The following is an 18,595-nucleotide window of genomic DNA, read 5'->3' on the forward strand; positions in this document are numbered from 1 at the left end:
GCGTGCGAGGAGAATCTAGATGCTGAACGATCAGGACCGCATCTTCACCAACATCTACGGCCTCCGGGACAAGAGCCTGAAGGCCGCAATGAAGCGTGGCCATTTCGACGGCATCGCCGACATCATCGGCAAGGGCCGCGACTGGATCATCAACGAGATGAAGGCGTCGGGCCTGCGCGGCCGCGGCGGCGCCGGCTTCCCGACGGGCCTCAAGTGGTCCTTCATGCCGAAGGAGGAAAGCGGGCGTCCGCATTACCTCGTCATCAATGCGGACGAATCCGAACCCGGTACCTGCAAGGACCGGGAGATCATGCGGAACGACCCGTTCACGCTGATCGAGGGCTGCATCATCGCCGGCTTCTCCATGGCCGCCCACACCTGCTACATTTACGTGCGCGGCGAATATGTCCGTGAGCGTCAGGCCCTGCAGCGCGCCATCGACGAGTGCTACGAGGCCGGGCTGCTAGGCCGCGACAACAAGTGCGGCTGGGACTACGACATCGTCGTCCATCACGGCGCAGGCGCCTATATCTGCGGCGAGGAAACGGCGCTCCTGGAAAGCCTCGAGGGCAAGAAGGGCCAGCCGCGGCTGAAGCCGCCGTTCCCGGCCAATGTCGGCCTCTACGGCTGTCCGACCACCGTCAACAACGTCGAATCGATCGCAGTGGCGCCGACCATCCTGCGCCGGGGCGGCGCCTGGTTCGCCGGCATCGGCCGGCAGAACAACACCGGCACCAAGCTGTTCTGCATCTCCGGCCATGTCGAGCAGCCCTGCACCGTCGAAGAAGCGATGGGCATCCCCTTCCGCGAGCTGATCGAGAAGCATTGCGGCGGCATCCGGGGCGGCTGGCACAATCTTCTCGCGGTGATCCCGGGTGGCTCCTCCGTGCCGCTCGTTCCGGGCGCCGACATCATCGATGCGCCGATGGATTTCGACGGCCTGCGCGAGATCAAGACGTCGTTGGGCACCGCCGCTGTGATCGTCATGGACAAGTCCACCGACATTGTGAAGGCGATCGCCCGCATCTCGTATTTCTATAAGCACGAGAGCTGCGGCCAGTGCACGCCGTGCCGCGAGGGCACGGGCTGGATGTGGCGCGTCATGGAGCGCATGGCCACCGGCAACGCCCAGAAGCGTGAGATCGACATGCTGCTCGACGTGACCAAGCAGGTCGAGGGCCACACGATCTGCGCGCTCGGCGATGCGGCAGCCTGGCCGATCCAGGGCCTCGTCCGGCATTTCCGCGCCGAGATCGAACAGCGGATCGACGATTTCTCGCGCAATGCCCATCAGGTTCGTCCTGTTCTCGAAGCGGCGGAATAACGCGTGATGGGAGGCACTGGCATGAGTGACGGACCCGACAATCTGGTGCTCGCGATGCTGCGCCGAATGGACGGCAAGCTCGATCGCGGCCTGGAAGAACTGCACGACATCAAGGTGCGGCAGACAGCCGTCGAAGAGAACATGGCCGGCGTTCACCGCCGCATCGATCGTCTGGACGAGCGGTTCCAGCGGGTTGAGCGGCGTCTTGAGCTGACCGAAGCGACACGTTGAGAAGAAGCTGATGACCAAGCTCAAAGTCGACGGCAGGGAAATCGAGGTCCCCGATCACTACACGCTGTTGCAGGCGTGCGAGGAGGCCGGCGCCGAGATTCCGCGGTTCTGCTTCCATGAGCGGCTGTCGATTGCCGGCAATTGCCGCATGTGCCTCGTCGAGGTGAAGGGCGGACCACCCAAACCTGCCGCGTCCTGCGCCATGGGTGTGCGCGACCTGCGGCCCGGACCCGAGGGCCAGTTGCCGGAAGTCTTCACGACCACGCCGATGGTCAAGAAGGCCCGCGAAGGCGTGATGGAATTCTTGCTGATCAACCACCCGCTGGATTGCCCGATCTGCGATCAGGGCGGCGAGTGCGACCTGCAGGACCAGGCCATGGCCTATGGCGTCGACAGCTCGCGCTACCAGGAGAACAAGCGCGCCGTCGAGGACAAGTACATCGGCCCGCTGGTCAAGACGATCATGACGCGCTGCATCCACTGCACGCGCTGCGTCCGCTTCACCACGGAGATCGCCGGCATTTCCGAACTCGGCCTGGTCGGCCGCGGCGAGGACGCCGAGATCACCACCTTCCTCGAGCAGGCGATGACCTCCGAGCTGCAGGGCAACGTCATCGACCTGTGCCCGGTCGGCGCGCTGACCTCGCGGCCATATGCCTTCCAGGCCCGGCCCTGGGAGCTGTCCAAGACCGAGACGATCGACGTGATGGATGCGGTCGGCTCCAACATCCGCGTCGATACCCGTGGCCGCGAAGTGATGCGGATCCTGCCGCGCATCAACGAGGATATCAACGAGGAGTGGATCTCCGACAAGACCCGCTTCGTCTGGGACGGCCTGCGCACCCAGCGCCTCGACAAGCCCTATGTGCGCGAGAACGGCCGGCTGCGTTCGGCCAGCTGGCAGGAAGCCTTCGCCGCGATCCAGGCCAAGGTCGACGGCGTCGCGGGCGAGCGCATCGGCGCCATCGCCGGCGACCTGGCCGCGGTGGAGGAGATGTGGGCGCTCAAGCGCCTGACGGCCGAGCTCGGCTCGACCAGCCTCGACTGCCGCCAGGATGGCGCCATGCTCGATCCTGCGGACGGCCGGGCATCCTACCTGTTCAACACCACCATCGCCGGCATCGAGGATGCCGACGCGCTGCTGATCGTCGGCTCCAACCCGCGCTTCGAGGCGTCGGTGCTCAACGCCCGCATCCGCAAGCGTTGGCGCATGGGCGGCTTCCCGATCGGCGTCGTCGGCGAGAACGCCGACCTGCGCTACGACACCACCTATCTCGGCGCCGGCGCCGAGACGCTGTCCGACCTCGAAGGCGCCAGCCAGGGCTTCTTCGAGGCGCTGAAGAAAGCCGAGCGTCCGATGATCATCGTGGGGCAGGGCGTCCTGGCCGGCGAGAACGGTGCCGAAGTGCTGGCCTCGCTCGCGGCCCTGTCGCGCGAGATCGGCGCGGTCACCGAGGGTTGGAACGGCTTCAACGTCCTGCATTCGGCCGCATCGCGCGTCGGCGGCCTGGACATCGGCTTCGTGCCGGGCCAGGGCGGCAGCAACTTTGCCGAGATGGCCAGCGGCTCGGTCGAGATCCTGTTCAACCTGGGCGCCGACGAGGTCGAGATCGCCCCGGGGGCCTTCGTCGTCTATATCGGCACCCATGGTGACCGCGGCGCCCATCGCGCCGACGTCATCCTGCCCGGCGCCGCCTATACGGAAAAGTCCGGCACCTGGGTCAATGTCGAGGGACGCGCCCAGACAGGCAGCCGTTCCGGCTTCCCGCCGGGCGATGCCCGCGAGGATTGGGCGATCATCCGGGCTCTGTCCGCGGTGCTTGGGCGCACGCTCGGATTCGACTCGCTTGCGGCGCTGCGGAGCGAGATGTACCAGTCGCATCCATGGATGCGCAGCGATCGGATCGAGCCGGCGGATGCGGCGGCCATCACGCGCCTGGCAGACCGCGCCGGAACGCTGAAAGGCGGCAGCTTCGCCTCCCGGATCGGCGATTTCTACCTGACCAATCCCATCGCCCGTGCGTCGAAGGTCATGGCCGAGTGCTCGCAGCTCGCCAATGCCGAGCACCTGGAAGCAGCGGAATAAGGACGGCTGGCAGTGGCTGAATTCACCTCCCTCTATCTCTGGCCGGGTCTCATCATCCTGGCGCAGAGCGTCCTGTTCCTGGTCGTGCTCCTGGTGCTGGTCGCCTACATCCTGCTGGCCGATCGCAAGATCTGGGCGGCGGTGCAGTTGCGCCGCGGCCCGAACGTGGTCGGACCCTGGGGGCTGTTCCAGTCCTTCGCCGATCTCTTGAAGTTCGTCCTCAAGGAGCCGGTGGTTCCCGCCAGCTCCGACAAGATCGTGTTCCTGCTGGCGCCGCTGGTGGCGGTGACCCTGGCGCTCGCGACCTTCGCGGTGATCCCGGTGTCCCTCGGCTGGGTGATCGCCGACATCAACATCGGCATTCTCTACGTCTTCGCGATCTCCTCGCTGGAGGTCTACGGCGTGATCATGGGCGGCTGGGCGTCGAACTCGAAATACGCCTTCCTCGGCGCCCTGCGCTCGGCCGCGCAGATGGTGTCCTACGAAGTCTCGATCGGCTTCGTCATCGTTACCGTGCTCCTGTGCGTCGGATCGCTCAACCTCACCGATATCGTGCTGGCCCAGTACACCGGCCTCGGCACCATGATCGGGCTGCCGAGCAGCTTCCTCGACTGGCACTGGCTCGGCCTGTTCCCGATGTTCGTGATCTTCTTCATCTCGGCGCTGGCCGAGACGAACCGGCCGCCCTTCGATCTCCCGGAAGCTGAATCCGAGCTCGTCGCCGGCTTCATGGTCGAGTATGGCTCGACCCCGTACATGATGTTCATGCTGGGCGAGTACGCTGCCATCACCCTGATGTGCTGCCTGATGACCATCCTGTTCATGGGTGGATGGCTGCCGCCGTTCGATTTTGCACCGTTCACCTGGGTTCCGGGCTTCATCTGGTTCATGGCCAAGGTCGCGCTGGCGTTCTTCATGTTCGCCATGGTCAAGGCCTTCGTCCCGCGCTACCGCTACGACCAGCTCATGCGCCTGGGCTGGAAGGTCTTCCTGCCGATCTCGCTGGCGATGGTGGTGATCGTCGCCTTCGTGCTGCAGCTGATGGGCTGGGGCGCGGCGGCCGTATGATGGGACCCGCGATCATCGGAGCGCTGGCCGGACTTGTCCTGGGGATCGTCGATTTCGTCATTCTCGGCTATGTCCGCGACAGCCGTGCGCGCAAGCGCGGCGGCGCGGCCGATCCGGCTGGCCTGGCCTTCGATGTCGCACGCTACTCGCAGCTTGTTCTGTTTCCGGTCGTCGGCTGGTTCGCCGCGCCGATCATCGCCTCGAATCTGGGAGGCTAGAGCCCCATGAGCGCCATTGCACAGACCGTCCGGTCCCTGTTCCTCATCGAATTCGTCAAGGCCATGGGCCTGTCGATGCGCTATTTCTTCGCGCCCAAGGCGACGGTGAACTATCCGTTCGAGAAGGGGCCGCAAAGCCCGCGCTTCCGCGGCGAACACGCCTTGCGCCGCTATCCCAACGGACAGGAGCGTTGCATCGCCTGCAAGCTGTGCGAGGCGATCTGCCCGGCCCAGGCGATCACCATCGAGGCCGGCCCGCGCCGCAACGACGGCACCCGCCGCACGGTGCGTTACGACCTCGACATGGTGAAGTGCATCTACTGCGGCTTCTGCCAGGAAGCCTGCCCGGTCGACGCCATCGTCGAGGGGCCGAATTTCGAGTTCTCTACGGAGACTCGCGAGGAACTCTACTACGACAAGCAGAAACTGCTCGATAACGGCGATCGCTGGGAGCGCGAGATCGCGCGCAACATTGCGCTCGACGCGCCTTACCGGTAATCGGGCGCAGGGTTTTCTGCAGGCGGGAATCGCCGGACGGGCTGCTCCTTGAGAGCGCCCGGCCGGTCTTCGACACGACGATCAGGGCAGTCCCGCGGCGGTTTCGTCCGCGGCGTCTGCCAGCGAAAGGAGCCCGAGGATGCTGGGCCTTCAGGCAATCTTCTTCTATCTGTTCGCGCTGGTCGCGGTCGGCTCGGGCCTCATGGTCGTGCTGGCGCGCAATCCGGTTCACTCCGTGTTGTTCCTGATCCTGACCTTCGTCGCCGCGGCGGGGCTGTTCCTTCTCGCCGGCGCAGAGTTCCTCGCGCTGATCCTGATCGTCGTCTATGTCGGCGCCGTGGCCATCCTCTTCCTCTTCGTGGTCATGATGCTCGACCTCGATTTCGGACGGGTGAAGCGGGACACGCTGAAATACGCGCCGATCGGCGTGATCATTGGCCTCGTGCTCCTGGCCGAACTGATCATCGCGGCGACCGGCAATTACTACGACCCCCAATTGGCGGTCGCCACGTCCATGCCGATCCCGCCGCTGGAGGTCGTCTCCAATATCGAGGCGCTGGGTAGCGTCCTCTACACCCGCTACATCCTGTTCTTCCAGCTTGCCGGCCTGATCCTCTTCGTCGCCATGGTCGGGGCGATCGTCCTGACGCTTCGCCACAAGGAAGGCCTGAAGCGCCAGTCGATCCCGCAGCAGGTCGGACGCACGCCAGCGACCGCGGTCGAGATCCGCAAGGTCGAGAGCGGCAAGGGCATCTGAGAGCGAAAGGAACGGATACGATGGAAGTCGGTCTCGGACACTACCTTACCGTCGGGGCGATTCTGTTCGTCACGGGCGTCTTCGGCATCTTCATGAACCGGAAGAACATCATCACGATCCTGATGTCGGTCGAGCTCATCCTGCTCGCCGTGAACATCAATTTCGTGGCCTTCTCGGCGTTCCTGAACGACCTCGTCGGGCAGATTTTCGCGCTGTTCGTGCTGACGGTCGCGGCCGCCGAAGCGGCGATCGGCCTGGCCATCCTGGTCGTCTTCTTCCGCAATCGCGGCTCCATTGCCGTCGACGACGTCAACACGATGAAAGGCTGATCGGGCGTGTATCAGACCATCGTTCTCCTGCCGCTCGCCGGCTTTCTGATCGCCGGCCTGTTCGGCAACGCGATCGGGGCCAAGGCTTCCGAGTACACGACCTCGGCCTTTCTGGTGGCTGCGGCCGTGTTGTCCTGGATCGCCTTTATCGGCTTCGGTTTCGGCGAGGCCGAGACCATCCGCATCACGCTCTTCCAGTGGATGCAGTCCGGCGGGCTGGACGTGTCGTGGTCGCTGCGGATCGACCGGCTGACGCTGGTCATGCTGGTGGTCGTCAACACCGTCTCGTCGCTGGTCCACATCTACTCGATCGGCTACATGCACCACGACCCGCATCGGCCGCGTTTCTTCGCCTATCTGTCGCTCTTCACCTTCGCCATGCTGATGCTGGTGACGTCGAACAATCTCGTGCAGATGTTCTTCGGCTGGGAAGGCGTGGGCCTGGCGTCCTATCTGCTGATCGGCTTCTGGTACAAGAAGCCGACGGCGAACGCCGCCGCCATGAAGGCCTTCATCGTCAATCGGGTCGGTGACTTCGGCTTCATCCTCGGCATCTTCGGCGTCTACGTCCTGTTCGGCTCGGTCAATCTCGACACCATCTTTGCCGGCGCCGCCGATATCGCTGCGCAGATGGGCGGCGAGGGGGCGGAGGCTGCCGCCGCCGGCGCGCCCGTTCTCAACTTCGCGGGCTATGCGCTGCCGATGGCCGGTGCGCTGACCGCCGTCTGCCTGCTTCTGTTCCTGGGCGCCATGGGCAAGTCGGCCCAGCTTGGCCTGCATACCTGGCTGCCCGACGCCATGGAAGGCCCGACGCCGGTGTCGGCGCTGATCCACGCCGCTACCATGGTGACCGCCGGCGTCTTCATGCTGGCGCGCATGTCGCCGATCTTCGAGCTGAGTCATACCGCGCTCACCGTCGTCACCTTCGTCGGCGCGACGACGGCGCTGTTCGCCGCGACCGTCGGCCTCGTCCAGAACGACATCAAGCGGGTCATCGCCTACTCGACCTGTTCGCAGCTCGGCTACATGTTCGTGGCGCTTGGCGTCGGCGCCTATGGCGTGGCGATCTTCCACCTGTTCACCCACGCCTTCTTCAAGGCGCTCCTGTTCCTGGGCGCCGGTTCGGTGATCCATTCGGTCTCCGACGAGCAGGACATGCGCCGCATGGGCGGGCTGCGGAAGCACATCCCGGTCACCTACTGGACCATGGTCATCGGCACCCTGGCGCTGACCGGCTTCCCGCTCACCGCCGGCTATTTCTCCAAGGACGCGGTCATCGAGGCGGCCTTCGTAGGCCACAACAGCTTCGCCATGTATGGCTGGGGCCTGACAGTGATCTCGGCGCTGCTGACCAGCTTCTATTCCTGGCGGCTGATCTTCATGACCTTCCACGGCAAGCCGCGGGCCTCGGCCGACGTCATGCATCACGTGCATGAATCGCCGATGGTCATGCTGGCGCCGCTGCTGATCCTGTCGGTCGGCGCGCTGTTCGCCGGCATCGTCTTCGAGGGCTATTTCATCGGCGACGAATATGCCGGATTCTGGGGCGCGTCGCTGTTCACGGGTGCGGAAAACCACGTGCTGCACGACATGCACGAGGTGGCCTTCGGCGTCGCCATCATTCCGACGGTGATGATGGCGATCGGCTTCGCCATCGCGTGGTTCTTCTACATCCGCGATCCGTCGCTGCCCGGCCAGGTCGCGGAGCGCCATCGCGGCCTGTACAAGTTCCTGCTCAACAAGTGGTATTTCGACGAGCTCTATGACGTCGTCTTCGTGCGCTCGGCCAAGGCAATCGGCCGCTTCCTGTGGAAGACCGGAGACGGCCGGGTGATCGACGGGCTCGGCCCGGACGGTATCTCGGCGCGTGTCGTCGACGTGACCAACCGCGTGGTCCGGCTGCAGACCGGTTACCTCTATCACTATGCTTTTGCGATGCTGATCGGCGTCGCGGCGCTGGTCACCTGGATGATGCTCGGGGGCGTGAACTGATGACCGAATGGCCGATCCTTTCGACCGTCACCTTCCTGCCGCTGGTCGGGGCGCTGCTGATCCTGTTCATCCGGGACGACAGTGAGCTTGCGCGCCGCAACATCCGTAACGTCGCCCTGCTGACGACGCTGTTCACCTTCGTCGTGTCGCTGTGGGTGTGGATCGATTTCGACAACACCGACGCCGGCTTCCAGATGGTCGAACAGCTCGAATGGCTGGGCGGCGGCATCACCTATCACATGGGCGTCGACGGCATTTCCATGCTGTTCGTCATCCTGACGACCTTCCTCATGCCCTTCTGCATCCTCGCCAGCTTCGAGTCGGTGCAGAGCCGCGTGAAGGAATACATGATCGCCTTCCTCGTCCTGGAAACGCTGGTCGTCGGCGTGTTCTGCGCGCTGGACATCGTGCTGTTCTACATCTTCTTCGAAGGTGGCCTGATCCCGATGTTCCTGATCATCGGCGTCTGGGGCGGCAAGCGGCGCATCTACGCGAGCTACAAGTTCTTCCTCTACACCTTCCTAGGCTCGGTCCTGATGCTCGTCGCCATCATGGCGATGTTCTGGACCGCGGGCACCAGCTCCATTCCCGAGCTCCTGGCCTACGATTTCCCGGCCTCGATGCAGACCTGGCTGTGGTTTGCCTTCTTCGCTTCCTTCGCGGTGAAGATGCCGATGTGGCCGGTCCACACCTGGCTGCCGGACGCCCATGTGGAGGCGCCGACCGCCGGCTCGGTGATCCTGGCGGGCATTCTCCTGAAGCTGGGCGGCTACGGCTTCCTGCGCTTCTCGCTGCCGATGTTTCCGCTGGCCTCGGCCGATTTCGCGCCCTTCGTGTTCACTCTGTCGGTGGTGGCGATCATCTACACCTCGCTGGTCGCGCTGATGCAGCAGGACATCAAGAAGCTGATCGCCTATTCGTCCGTCGCCCACATGGGCTTCGTGACCATGGGCATCTTCGCGGCCAACCAGCAGGGCATCGAAGGCGCGATCTTCCAGATGCTGTCCCACGGTCTGATCTCGGGCGCGTTGTTCCTGTGCGTCGGCGTCGTCTACGACCGCATGCACACCCGCGAGATCGCCGCTTATGGCGGACTGGTCAACCGCATGCCCCATTACGCGACCGCGATGCTGATCTTCACCATGGCCAATGTCGGCCTGCCGGGCACCTCGGGCTTCGTCGGCGAATTCCTGACCCTGATCGGCGTGTTCCAGGTGAACAGCTGGGTGGCGATCTTCGCGGCGACCGGCGTCATCCTGTCGGCGGCGTATGCGCTGTGGCTCTATAGGCGCGTCATCTTCGGCGCGCTGGAGAAGGAGAGCCTGCGCGCGATCCTCGACCTGTCAGGCCGCGAGAAGCTCCTGCTTTATCCGCTGGTGGTGCTGGTGATCTTCTTCGGCGTCTATCCGATGCCGGTCTTCGATGTGACCGCCGCCTCCGTGGAATCCATGGTCAACCGCTACACCGCAGCCATCGAGGCGGCCTCCTCGGTCGCTCTGGCGAAATAAGCTCGGGATCGCACGCCTATGTATTCGAACATGCTCGCAGAGAGCCTCCCGATCATCGGTCCCGAGCTGATCCTCGCGGTCGGCTCGATGGTCCTCTTGATGATCGGCGTCTTCATGGGCGAGAAGAGCGCGCAGACCGTCACCGGCCTGTCGGTGGCGCTGATCATCATCGCGGGCCTGTGGCTGGTTTTCGTCACCCCTTATGGCATCGCCTTCGGCGGCTCCTTCGTCCTCGACCCCTTCGCCGGCTTCATGAAGGTGCTGGTGCTGATCGGCTCTGCCGCCGCTGTCATCATGTCGGTCGGCTATGCCGAGAGCGAGCGTTTCAACCGCTTCGAGTTCCCGGTCCTGATCCTTCTGTCGACCACCGGCATGATGGTCATGGTCTCGTCCGGCGACATGATCGCGCTGTATCTGGGCCTCGAACTGCAGTCCCTGTCGATTTACGTCCTCGCCGCGATCAACCGTGACTCTGTCCGCTCGACCGAAGCGGGCCTGAAATATTTCGTCCTCGGCGCGCTTTCCTCGGGCATGCTGCTCTATGGCGCGTCGCTGATCTACGGCTTCACCGGCCAGATCGAGTATATCGCGATCGCCGAGGCGGTGGCCATCAGCGAGCGCTCGCTCGGCATCGTCGTCGGTCTGGTGTTCGTGCTGTCCGGCCTTGCCTTCAAGATCTCCGCCGTGCCGTTCCACATGTGGACGCCCGACGTCTACGAAGGCGCACCGACGCCGATCACCGCCTTCCTGGCCGGTGCGCCCAAGGTCGCGGCCATCGCGCTGATCACGCGCTTCACGGTCCAGGGCTTCGAGCCGCTGGCCGTGGACTGGCAGCAGGTGATCATCTTCATCTCCATCGCGTCGATGGTTCTGGGCGCGTTCGCCGCCATCGGCCAGCGCAACATCAAGCGGCTGATGGCCTATTCGTCCATCGGCCATATGGGCTTCGCGCTGGTGGGTCTCGCGGCGGCCAATTTCTCGGGCGTGCGCGGCGTGCTTCTCTACATGGCGATCTATCTGGCCATGACCCTCGGCACCTTCGCCGTCATCCTGGCCATGCGGCGCAAGGACGGCGTGGTCGAGGACATCGACGATCTGGCCGGCCTGTCGAAGACCAATCCGATCATGGCCCTGATGCTGACCATCCTGATGCTGTCGCTCGCCGGGCTGCCGCCGTTGGCCGGCTTCTTCGCCAAGTACTTCGTGTTCATGGCGGCCGTTCAGGCGGGGCTCTACGGGCTTGCGGTCATCGGCGTCCTCGCCAGCGTCGTCGGGCTCTATTACTACCTGCGCATCGTCAAGGTGATGTGGTTCGACAATCAGCCCTCGACCGAATTCGTGCCGATGGCGACGGAACTGCGCTTCGTCCTCGGCGCGGCGGCCCTGTTCATCTTCCCGGTCTATCTCCTCGTCGGCGGCCCGATCTTCGCGGCAGCGGAAGCGGCGGCGCGGACCTTCTTCTGACGGTGGAACCGGACGGGACAGCAGGCCGGCGGCGCCGCCTGGTTTTCGGCGAGGTGTCCTCGACCAACACCATTGCGCTGGAAGCCGCCCGGGCCGGCGATCCGGGTCCATTGTGGGTCACCGCCGAGCGTCAGTCCGCCGGTCGTGGCCGCCGCGGTCGCAACTGGGTATCGGAACGCGGCAACCTTTATGCGAGCTGGCTGTTGCTCGATCCGGCGCCGCTCGCCTATCTGTCCACCCTGCCGCTGGTGGCCTCGCTCGGTGTTCGCAACGCTCTGGCGCGGCTGCTCGGCGATCGGGCAGGCAACGTCTCGGTCAAATGGCCGAACGACGTCCTGATCGACGGGCGCAAGACGGTGGGGATCCTCTTGGAGAGCGAGAGGCTCGCCGATGGCCGAATGGCAGTGGTGGTGGGTTGCGGCGTCAACGTCGCCCATGTTCCCGGCGATACGCCCTACGAGGTGACGAGTCTTGCGTCGGAAGGGGCGACGCACGATCTGGAGGGGGTATACGACGCCGTGGCCGAAGAGTTGGAACGCGCCATGGCGCTGTTCGCCCGGGGCGAGGGATTTGCGGCCGTCCGGCAGGAATGGCTGTCCCATGCGGTCGGTGTCGGCCAGCCTTGCCGGGTCAATCTTGCCGACGGTGTCCTGACGGGCCGGTTCGAGGCACTCGACGAGCGCGGCCTTCTGCTGCTGCGCGACGAGGCCGGACGGGTGACCGCGGTGTCGGCTGGCGATCTGTTTTTTCTGGAGCGGGACGAGCGCATGGCGCCGACCGGCTCCGGCGCCGCGTGAGCGGCACGAGACGACGAATGTAAATGAAGAACGAAACGATGCCGCTGCGCTGACGTGCGGACGGCTGCCACAGGAAAGAAGTCAGAACTTGAACCAATTGTTGTTCGTGCCGCTCGGCGGCATCGGTGAGATCGGTATGAATCTCGCCCTCTACGGCTATGGCCCGGAACATGCGCGCGAGTGGATCGCCGTCGACTGCGGCATCTCCTTCGCCGGAGACGATTTCCCGGGCGTGGACCTCGTCTTCCCGGACATCCGCTTCCTGGTGGAGCAGGGCGACGCGCTGAAGGGAATCGTGATCACCCATGCGCACGAGGACCACTACGGCGCCTTGCTCGACCTCTGGCCGAAGTTGAAGGTGCCGGTCTATGCCACTGCCTTCACTGCCGCCATGCTGGCGGCCAAGCGTGAAGGCGAGCCCGGCGCGCCGAAGATCCCGGTTGAGCTTTTTTCCGCTGGCGACCGCTTCAATGTCGGCCCGTTCGAGATCGAGGCGATCAACGTGACGCACTCGATTCCGGAGCCGGTGGCTCTGGCGATCCGCAGCCCCGCGGGCACGGTCGTCCACACCGGCGACTGGAAGATCGATGCGACGCCGGCGCTCGGCGCGCCGACCGACGGCAAGCGCCTGCGCGAGATCGGCGACGAGGGCGTCCTCGCCATGATCTGCGACTCCACCAACGCGCTGCGGGAGGGCATCAGCCCGAGCGAGAGCGAGGTCTCGGCCTCGCTGGGAGACATCATCAAGGGAGCGAAGGGCCGCGTGGCGGTCACCACCTTCTCCTCCAATGTCGGCCGCATCCGGTCGATCGCCGCCGCCGCCCGCGACGCGGGCCGACAGGTGCTGCTGATGGGGCGCTCGATGAAGCGGGTCGTCGATGTGTCGACCGAGCTCGGCTACATGGACGGTATTCCGCCTTTCCTCGGCGAGCAGGATTTCGGCTACATCCCGCCGGAAAAGGCGGTCATCATCCTGACCGGCAGCCAGGGCGAGTCCCGCGCTGCACTGGCGCGCCTGTCGCGCGACGAGCACCCGACGGTCGCCCTGTCGAAGGGCGATCTGGTCATTTTCTCCTCGCGGTCGATCCCCGGCAACGAGAAGCTGATTATCGAGATCCAGAACGCGCTGATCGAGCGCGGCGTGCAGATCCTCGAGGACGGCGAGAAGCTGGTCCACGTGTCGGGCCATCCCCGGCGCGGCGAGATGCGGCAGATGTACGAGTGGATCCGCCCGACGATCGCGGTTCCCGCCCATGGCGAGGCCGCGCATCTGACCGCCCATGCCAAGCTGGCGCGTGAACAGGGCGTCAAGCAGGTCGTCCCCGCCCGCAACGGCAAGATGGTGCGGCTGTCGCCGGGTGCGGCGGACATTATTGCCGATGTACCGACCGGTCGCCTGTACAAGGACGGACGCCTGATCGGCACCGCCGAGGCGATGGGCGTGAACGAGCGCCGCAGGCTCTCCTTCGTCGGCCATGTCTCCGTGCTGGTCGAATTGGACGGCAAGCTGGAACTGCGCGAGGATCCCGACGTGGTGGCCTTGGGCCTGCCCGAAGACGACGCCGCCGGCGACGAGATCGAGGAGATCCTGATCGATGCGGCGGCCGGTGCGGTGGAGAGCATTCCGCTCAAGCGCCGCAAGGACCTCGACAAGGTCAGCGAAGCGGTGCGGCGCGCCGTGCGCGGTGCGGCTTATGAGGCCTGGGGCAAAAAGCCGATTGCAACCGTCTTCGTGACGCGGTCCTGATGGGCCTCGGAGCGCCGTCGTCGAGGATATGACGCACGGCGCTCCGATGGATCCGCAGCGTACGTCCCGCGGGACGATCTTGATGCTGCGGCCGGTGCTATAGGAGAAGCCCATGCTGGGCAGGCTGAACCATGTGGCACTCGCGGTGCCGGCGCTCGCCGCCGCCGTGGAGCGCTACCGCGACACGCTGGGGGCAAGTGTCTCGGCGCCGCAGGCGCTGCCCGAGCATGGGGTGACCGTGGTCTTCGTGGAACTGGACAACACCAAGATCGAACTGCTCGAGCCGCTCGGGGAGAATTCCCCGATTGCCGCCTTCCTGGACAAGCATCCGAAGGGCGGGATGCATCACGTGTGCTACGAGGTCGCCGACATCGTCGCGGCGCGCGACCGTCTGGTTGCGGCCGGGGCGAGGGTGCTCGGCGACGGCGAGCCGAAGATCGGCGCCCATGGCCGTCCGGTGGTGTTCATCCACCCCGGCGACCTGTTCGGGACGCTGACCGAACTGGAGGAGGTGTGAGATGGGCTGGATCTCGGGAATCGCGATCTACTTCATCATCTGGTGGACGTCGCTCTTCGTCATCCTGCCGCTGGGCCAGCGCAGCCAGGTCGATGCCGACGACGTCACCCTCGGCACGACCCACAGCGCGCCCGCCCAGCACGGCATGGGCTGGAAGCTGGTCCAGACCACGATCCTTGCCTTCGCGATCTTTGCGGCCTTCTACGTGGTCACGCAGGTCTACGGCCTCAGCCCGGACGATTTTCCGAAGATCATCCCCGGCACCTGACGGCATCCGACGACGGGTTCCGTTCATCGGCGCGGGCGGTCGTGCAGCGATGGAAGAGCGTGCCAGGCGGCGAGATTTTTTCGCCAGCACCGGAGCCTGAGGCAAAAAAAATGCAAGGCTTTCGCCTTGCATCCAAATTCGCGTGTCTGGATTTCGCACCGATGACATGGATCGGGGCTGCGACTGATGCCGCGCCGGAAATCACGTCCTCCCAAGACTAGACCGCAGAAATCGCACCTGCCGGCGCCTCTTTTTATGGTGGCGAGCCTATCCAGACGATATCGCGTTGTCACGCGGTTTTTGCGGCCGTGTCATGAATCTGCCATGTGGGCGCTGCCTGCCGGGCCGGCCGTAAATTGGCGCGGAACTTGCGACCGTTTCGGCTCCGTCTTTCCAATCGGCAGAGGAGCGGTTAAGACGCGCAAAAGCGCCAATGTGCGATCAGCTCCCTTGCATTCACCGGACATCCCATGCGCCTGTCGCGATATTTCCTGCCCATTCTCAAAGAGACCCCCAAGGAAGCGGAGATTGTCTCCCACCGGCTGATGCTGCGCGCCGGCATGATCCGGCAGCAGGCAGCCGGTCTGTACAGCTTCCTGCCGCTGGGCAAGCGGGTGCTCGACAAGGTCTGCGCGATCATCCGCGAGGAGCAGGACCGCTCGGGGGCCATCGAGCTGCTGATGCCGACCATCCAGTCGGCCGATCTGTGGCGCGAGAGCGGGCGCTACGAGGATTACGGCAAGGAGATGCTGCGGATCGAGGATCGGCACGGGCGCGATCTCCTCTATGGTCCGACCAACGAGGAGATGATCACCGACATCTTCCGGTCTTACGTCCGCACCTACAAGGACCTGCCGCTCAATCTCTACCATCTGCAGTGGAAGTTCCGCGACGAGGTGCGTCCGCGCTTCGGTGTCATGCGGTCCCGCGAATTCCTGATGAAGGATGCCTATTCCTTCGACATCGACTACGAGAATTCAAAGATCGCCTATGACCGGATGTTCGTGGCCTATCTGCGCACCTTCGAGCGCTGCGGCCTGAAGGCGATCCCGATGCGGGCGGACACCGGGCCCATCGGCGGCGAACTCAGCCACGAATTCATCGTCCTGGCCTCGACGGGCGAGAGCGAGGTGTTCTGCCATCGCGACTATCTCGATCTGGCGGTGCCGGGCGAGGGCGTCGATTTCGACGATGCCGGCGGCCTCGTCGACATCGTGCGTGCCTGGACGACGCCCTATGCGGCGACCGACGAGATGCACGAGACGGCGGTGTGGGACCAGTTGCCGGAGGACGACAAGGTCGCCGCCCGCGGCATCGAGGTCGGCCACATCTTCCATTTCGGGACCAAATACTCCGAGCCGATGAAGGCGGTCGTTACAGGTCCCGACGGCAAGGACGTGCCCGTTCACATGGGCTCGTACGGCATCGGCCCGAGCCGGCTTCTGGCCGCGATCATCGAGGCATCCCACGACGAGAACGGCATCATCTGGCCGAAATCGGTGGCGCCCTTCGATGTTGGCCTGATCAACATGAAGCCGGGCGATGCCGATTGCGACGCGGCCTGCGAGGATCTCTACAGCCAGATGCAGGCTGCCGGGATCGACGTCCTCTATGACGACCAGGATTCGCGCGCCGGCGCCAAGTTCGCCTCCATGGATCTGATCGGCCTGCCCGTTCAGGTGATCGTCGGCCCGCGCGGGGCCAAGGCGGGCGAGGCCGAGATCAAGCTGCGCGCCACCGGCGAGCGGGAATCGCTGCCATTGTCAGCGGTGCTGGCGCGGGTGCAGGCATGAGCGAGGCGGGCGTGACCGCTGCGCCGGCGGTCGGGACCGGCCGGACGCGTCCCTTCGCGCGCTTCGAATGGATGCTGGCCGGCCGCTATCTGCGGTCGCGGCGCCGCGATGCGGGCGTCTCGGTCATCGCCGGCTTCTCCTTCCTCGGCATCATGCTCGGCGTGGCCGCGCTGATCATTGTCATGTCGGTGATGAACGGCTTTCGCGGCGAACTCCTGACCCGCATTCTCGGCGTCAACGGCCATGTCGTGATGTATCCGGTCGACCGGCCGCTGGATGATTTCTCCGACGTGACCGCGAAGGTCGAACAGGTGCCGGGCGTCGCCTTCGCGATGCCCCTCGTGCAGGGCCAGGTCCTGGCCTCGGGGCTTGCCAACAGCAGCACCGGCGCCCTGGTGAAGGGCGTGCGCGGCGAGGATCTTGCCGACCTCACGCCGGTGGCGGACAACATCAGGCAGGGTACGCTCGACGGCTTCAGCGAGGGCGGCGGACTCGCCGTCGGCAGCCGGCTGGCCGAGGCGCTGGGGCTGCGGCTCGGCGACAACATCACCCTCGTCTCCCCGGATGGGGACGTGACACCGTTCGGTACGGCACCGCGCGTCAAGGCCTATCCGGTCTCGGCGATCTTCGAGATCGGCCTGTCCGAATACGATGCCTCCTATGTCTACATGCCGCTCGCCGAAGCCCAGCTGTTCTTCAACCATGAGGGGCTGGCGCAGTCGGTGGAGATCTTCGTCGACGAACCCGACCGGGTGCAGGATCTGCAGCGCACCATCGAGACCGCGGCGGGGCGTCCGAACTACACGGTGACCTGGCAGACCCAGAACCAGTCCTTCTTCTCGGCGCTGGAAGTCGAGCGCAACGTCATGTTCATCATCCTGACGCTGATCGTGCTGGTGGCGGCGCTCAACATCATCTCCGGCCTGTTCATGCTGGTGAAGGACAAGGGTCGCGACATCGCCATCCTGCGCACGATGGGTGCGACCCGGGGCGCGGTCATGCGCGTCTTCCTGATCACCGGTGCGTCGATCGGTTTCGCCGGCACGCTGGCGGGGCTGGTTCTCGGCGTCGTCTTCTGCCTGAACATCGAGAACATCCGCCAGTTCTTCTCCTGGCTGTCGGGCACCATCCTGTTCAACCCGGAATTCTATTTCCTCAGCCAGTTGCCGGCCGAGATCGATTCCGGCGAAGTCGTGCTGGTCGTGCTCATGGCGATCGGCCTTTCCTTCCTCGCGACGATCCTGCCGTCCTGGCAGGCCTCGCGACTCGATCCGGTCGAGGCGCTGCGGTACGAATGATGACAGACACTTACGCGCTCCGGCTCGAAGCGGTCGGGCGGCATTTCGACCAGGGCGAAGACCGCCTGACGATTCTCGACGACGCGGCCGTCGGCGTCGCCGCCGGCGAGATGGTGGCGCTCGTCGCGCCATCGGGCGCCGGCAAGTCGACACTTCTCCACATCGCCGGCCTTCTGGAACGGCCCGATGCAGGCGAGGTCTATGTCGACGGCCAGGCCTGCGGCACGCTCGGTGACGACCGGCGGACCGAGATGCGGCGCCGGGCGATCGGCTTCGTCTACCAGTTCCATCACCTGCTGCCGGAATTCTCGGCGCTCGAGAACGTCATGATGCCGCAGATGATCCTGGGCCAGTCGCGCGCTTCGGCCGCGGAGCGGGGCAGGGAACTCCTCGACTACATGCGGATCGGCAAGCGCGCGGCACACCGGCCCGCCGAACTGTCGGGCGGCGAGCAGCAGCGTGTGGCCATCGCGCGGGCCGTCGCCAACGCCCCGCATGTCCTGCTCGCCGACGAGCCGACCGGCAATCTCGACCCGACGACGGCGGGCTACGTCTTCGACGCCCTGACGGCGCTGGTGCGCCAGTCGGGCGTGGCCGCCCTGATCGCCACCCACAATCACGAACTCGCCGCGCGCATGGACCGCGCGATCACGCTCGAGAACGGCAAGATCGTGCCCCTGCAGATCAGCTGACACACTGT

The 18,595-nt window shown here is 65.1% G+C and carries 18 protein-coding genes; all 18 read left to right on the forward strand.

What is annotated here, in order from left to right; all coding sequences use genetic code 11:
• Positions 1–19: 19 nt before the first annotated feature.
• The 18 genes from nuoF (at position 20) to VQ042_RS07790 (ending at position 18,587) form a co-directional block, all read left to right on the forward strand.
• Complete coding sequence (nuoF, locus tag VQ042_RS07705; RefSeq protein ID WP_331817214.1) at positions 20–1,324, forward strand: NADH-quinone oxidoreductase subunit NuoF; 1,305 nt, start codon at positions 20–22, stop codon at positions 1,322–1,324.
• Positions 1,325–1,345: 21 nt separating this feature from the next.
• Positions 1,346–1,555, forward strand: coding sequence for a hypothetical protein (locus tag VQ042_RS07710; RefSeq protein WP_331817215.1), 210 nt, complete (start codon positions 1,346–1,348; stop codon positions 1,553–1,555).
• Between the two features lie 10 nt (positions 1,556–1,565).
• The gene (gene nuoG, locus VQ042_RS07715; protein WP_331817217.1) at positions 1,566–3,641 is read left to right on the forward strand and encodes an NADH-quinone oxidoreductase subunit NuoG; all 2,076 of its coding nucleotides are present in this window, start codon (positions 1,566–1,568) and stop codon (positions 3,639–3,641) included.
• 12 nt (positions 3,642–3,653) lie between these two features.
• The gene (gene nuoH, locus VQ042_RS07720; protein WP_331817219.1) at positions 3,654–4,709 is read left to right on the forward strand and encodes an NADH-quinone oxidoreductase subunit NuoH; all 1,056 of its coding nucleotides are present in this window, start codon (positions 3,654–3,656) and stop codon (positions 4,707–4,709) included.
• Entirely contained in the window at positions 4,706–4,927 is a 222-nt protein-coding gene (locus VQ042_RS07725) for a hypothetical protein (protein ID WP_331817221.1), read from the forward strand. Before nuoH ends, VQ042_RS07725 begins: the two co-directional genes overlap by 4 nt.
• Positions 4,928–4,933: 6 nt before the next feature.
• Positions 4,934–5,425 (forward strand): NADH-quinone oxidoreductase subunit NuoI, encoded by a 492-nt coding sequence (nuoI, locus tag VQ042_RS07730; RefSeq protein WP_331817223.1) that lies wholly within the window; start codon positions 4,934–4,936, stop codon positions 5,423–5,425.
• Between the two features lie 139 nt (positions 5,426–5,564).
• The gene (locus VQ042_RS07735) at positions 5,565–6,182 is read left to right on the forward strand and encodes an NADH-quinone oxidoreductase subunit J (RefSeq protein WP_331817225.1); all 618 of its coding nucleotides are present in this window, start codon (positions 5,565–5,567) and stop codon (positions 6,180–6,182) included.
• Positions 6,183–6,202: 20 nt separating this feature from the next.
• Positions 6,203–6,511 (forward strand): NADH-quinone oxidoreductase subunit NuoK, encoded by a 309-nt coding sequence (gene nuoK, locus VQ042_RS07740; protein WP_009209798.1) that lies wholly within the window; start codon positions 6,203–6,205, stop codon positions 6,509–6,511.
• Positions 6,512–6,517: 6 nt separating this feature from the next.
• On the forward strand, positions 6,518–8,503 hold the full coding sequence (nuoL, locus tag VQ042_RS07745; RefSeq protein WP_331817234.1) for an NADH-quinone oxidoreductase subunit L: 1,986 nt from the start codon (positions 6,518–6,520) through the stop codon (positions 8,501–8,503).
• Positions 8,503–10,011: an NADH-quinone oxidoreductase subunit M gene (locus VQ042_RS07750; RefSeq protein WP_331817236.1), complete on the forward strand. Its 1,509-nt coding sequence runs from the start codon at positions 8,503–8,505 to the stop codon at positions 10,009–10,011. Before nuoL ends, VQ042_RS07750 begins: the two co-directional genes overlap by 1 nt.
• Before the next feature lie 18 nt (positions 10,012–10,029).
• Positions 10,030–11,475, forward strand: a complete 1,446-nt coding sequence (gene nuoN, locus VQ042_RS07755) for an NADH-quinone oxidoreductase subunit NuoN (protein WP_331817238.1) — start codon at positions 10,030–10,032, stop codon at positions 11,473–11,475.
• Positions 11,476–11,528: 53 nt separating this feature from the next.
• Positions 11,529–12,272 (forward strand): biotin--[acetyl-CoA-carboxylase] ligase, encoded by a 744-nt coding sequence (locus VQ042_RS07760; RefSeq protein WP_331817240.1) that lies wholly within the window; start codon positions 11,529–11,531, stop codon positions 12,270–12,272.
• A gap of 136 nt (positions 12,273–12,408) precedes the next feature.
• Positions 12,409–14,019 (forward strand): ribonuclease J, encoded by a 1,611-nt coding sequence (locus VQ042_RS07765; protein ID WP_331817387.1) that lies wholly within the window; start codon positions 12,409–12,411, stop codon positions 14,017–14,019.
• A gap of 112 nt (positions 14,020–14,131) precedes the next feature.
• Positions 14,132–14,536: a methylmalonyl-CoA epimerase gene (mce, locus tag VQ042_RS07770; RefSeq protein WP_331817242.1), complete on the forward strand. Its 405-nt coding sequence runs from the start codon at positions 14,132–14,134 to the stop codon at positions 14,534–14,536.
• A gap of 1 nt (position 14,537) precedes the next feature.
• Positions 14,538–14,804, forward strand: coding sequence for a DUF1467 family protein (locus VQ042_RS07775; protein WP_331817244.1), 267 nt, complete (start codon positions 14,538–14,540; stop codon positions 14,802–14,804).
• A gap of 470 nt (positions 14,805–15,274) precedes the next feature.
• Positions 15,275–16,597 (forward strand): proline--tRNA ligase, encoded by a 1,323-nt coding sequence (proS, locus tag VQ042_RS07780; protein ID WP_331817246.1) that lies wholly within the window; start codon positions 15,275–15,277, stop codon positions 16,595–16,597.
• Complete coding sequence (locus VQ042_RS07785) at positions 16,594–17,895, forward strand: lipoprotein-releasing ABC transporter permease subunit (protein ID WP_331817247.1); 1,302 nt, start codon at positions 16,594–16,596, stop codon at positions 17,893–17,895. Before proS ends, VQ042_RS07785 begins: the two co-directional genes overlap by 4 nt.
• Complete coding sequence (locus tag VQ042_RS07790) at positions 17,895–18,587, forward strand: ABC transporter ATP-binding protein (protein ID WP_331817389.1); 693 nt, start codon at positions 17,895–17,897, stop codon at positions 18,585–18,587. Before VQ042_RS07785 ends, VQ042_RS07790 begins: the two co-directional genes overlap by 1 nt.
• Positions 18,588–18,595 lie beyond the last annotated feature (8 nt).

It is taken from the genome of Aurantimonas sp. A2-1-M11 (genome assembly GCF_036549475.1).
Classification (GTDB): domain Bacteria; phylum Pseudomonadota; class Alphaproteobacteria; order Rhizobiales; family Rhizobiaceae; genus Aurantimonas.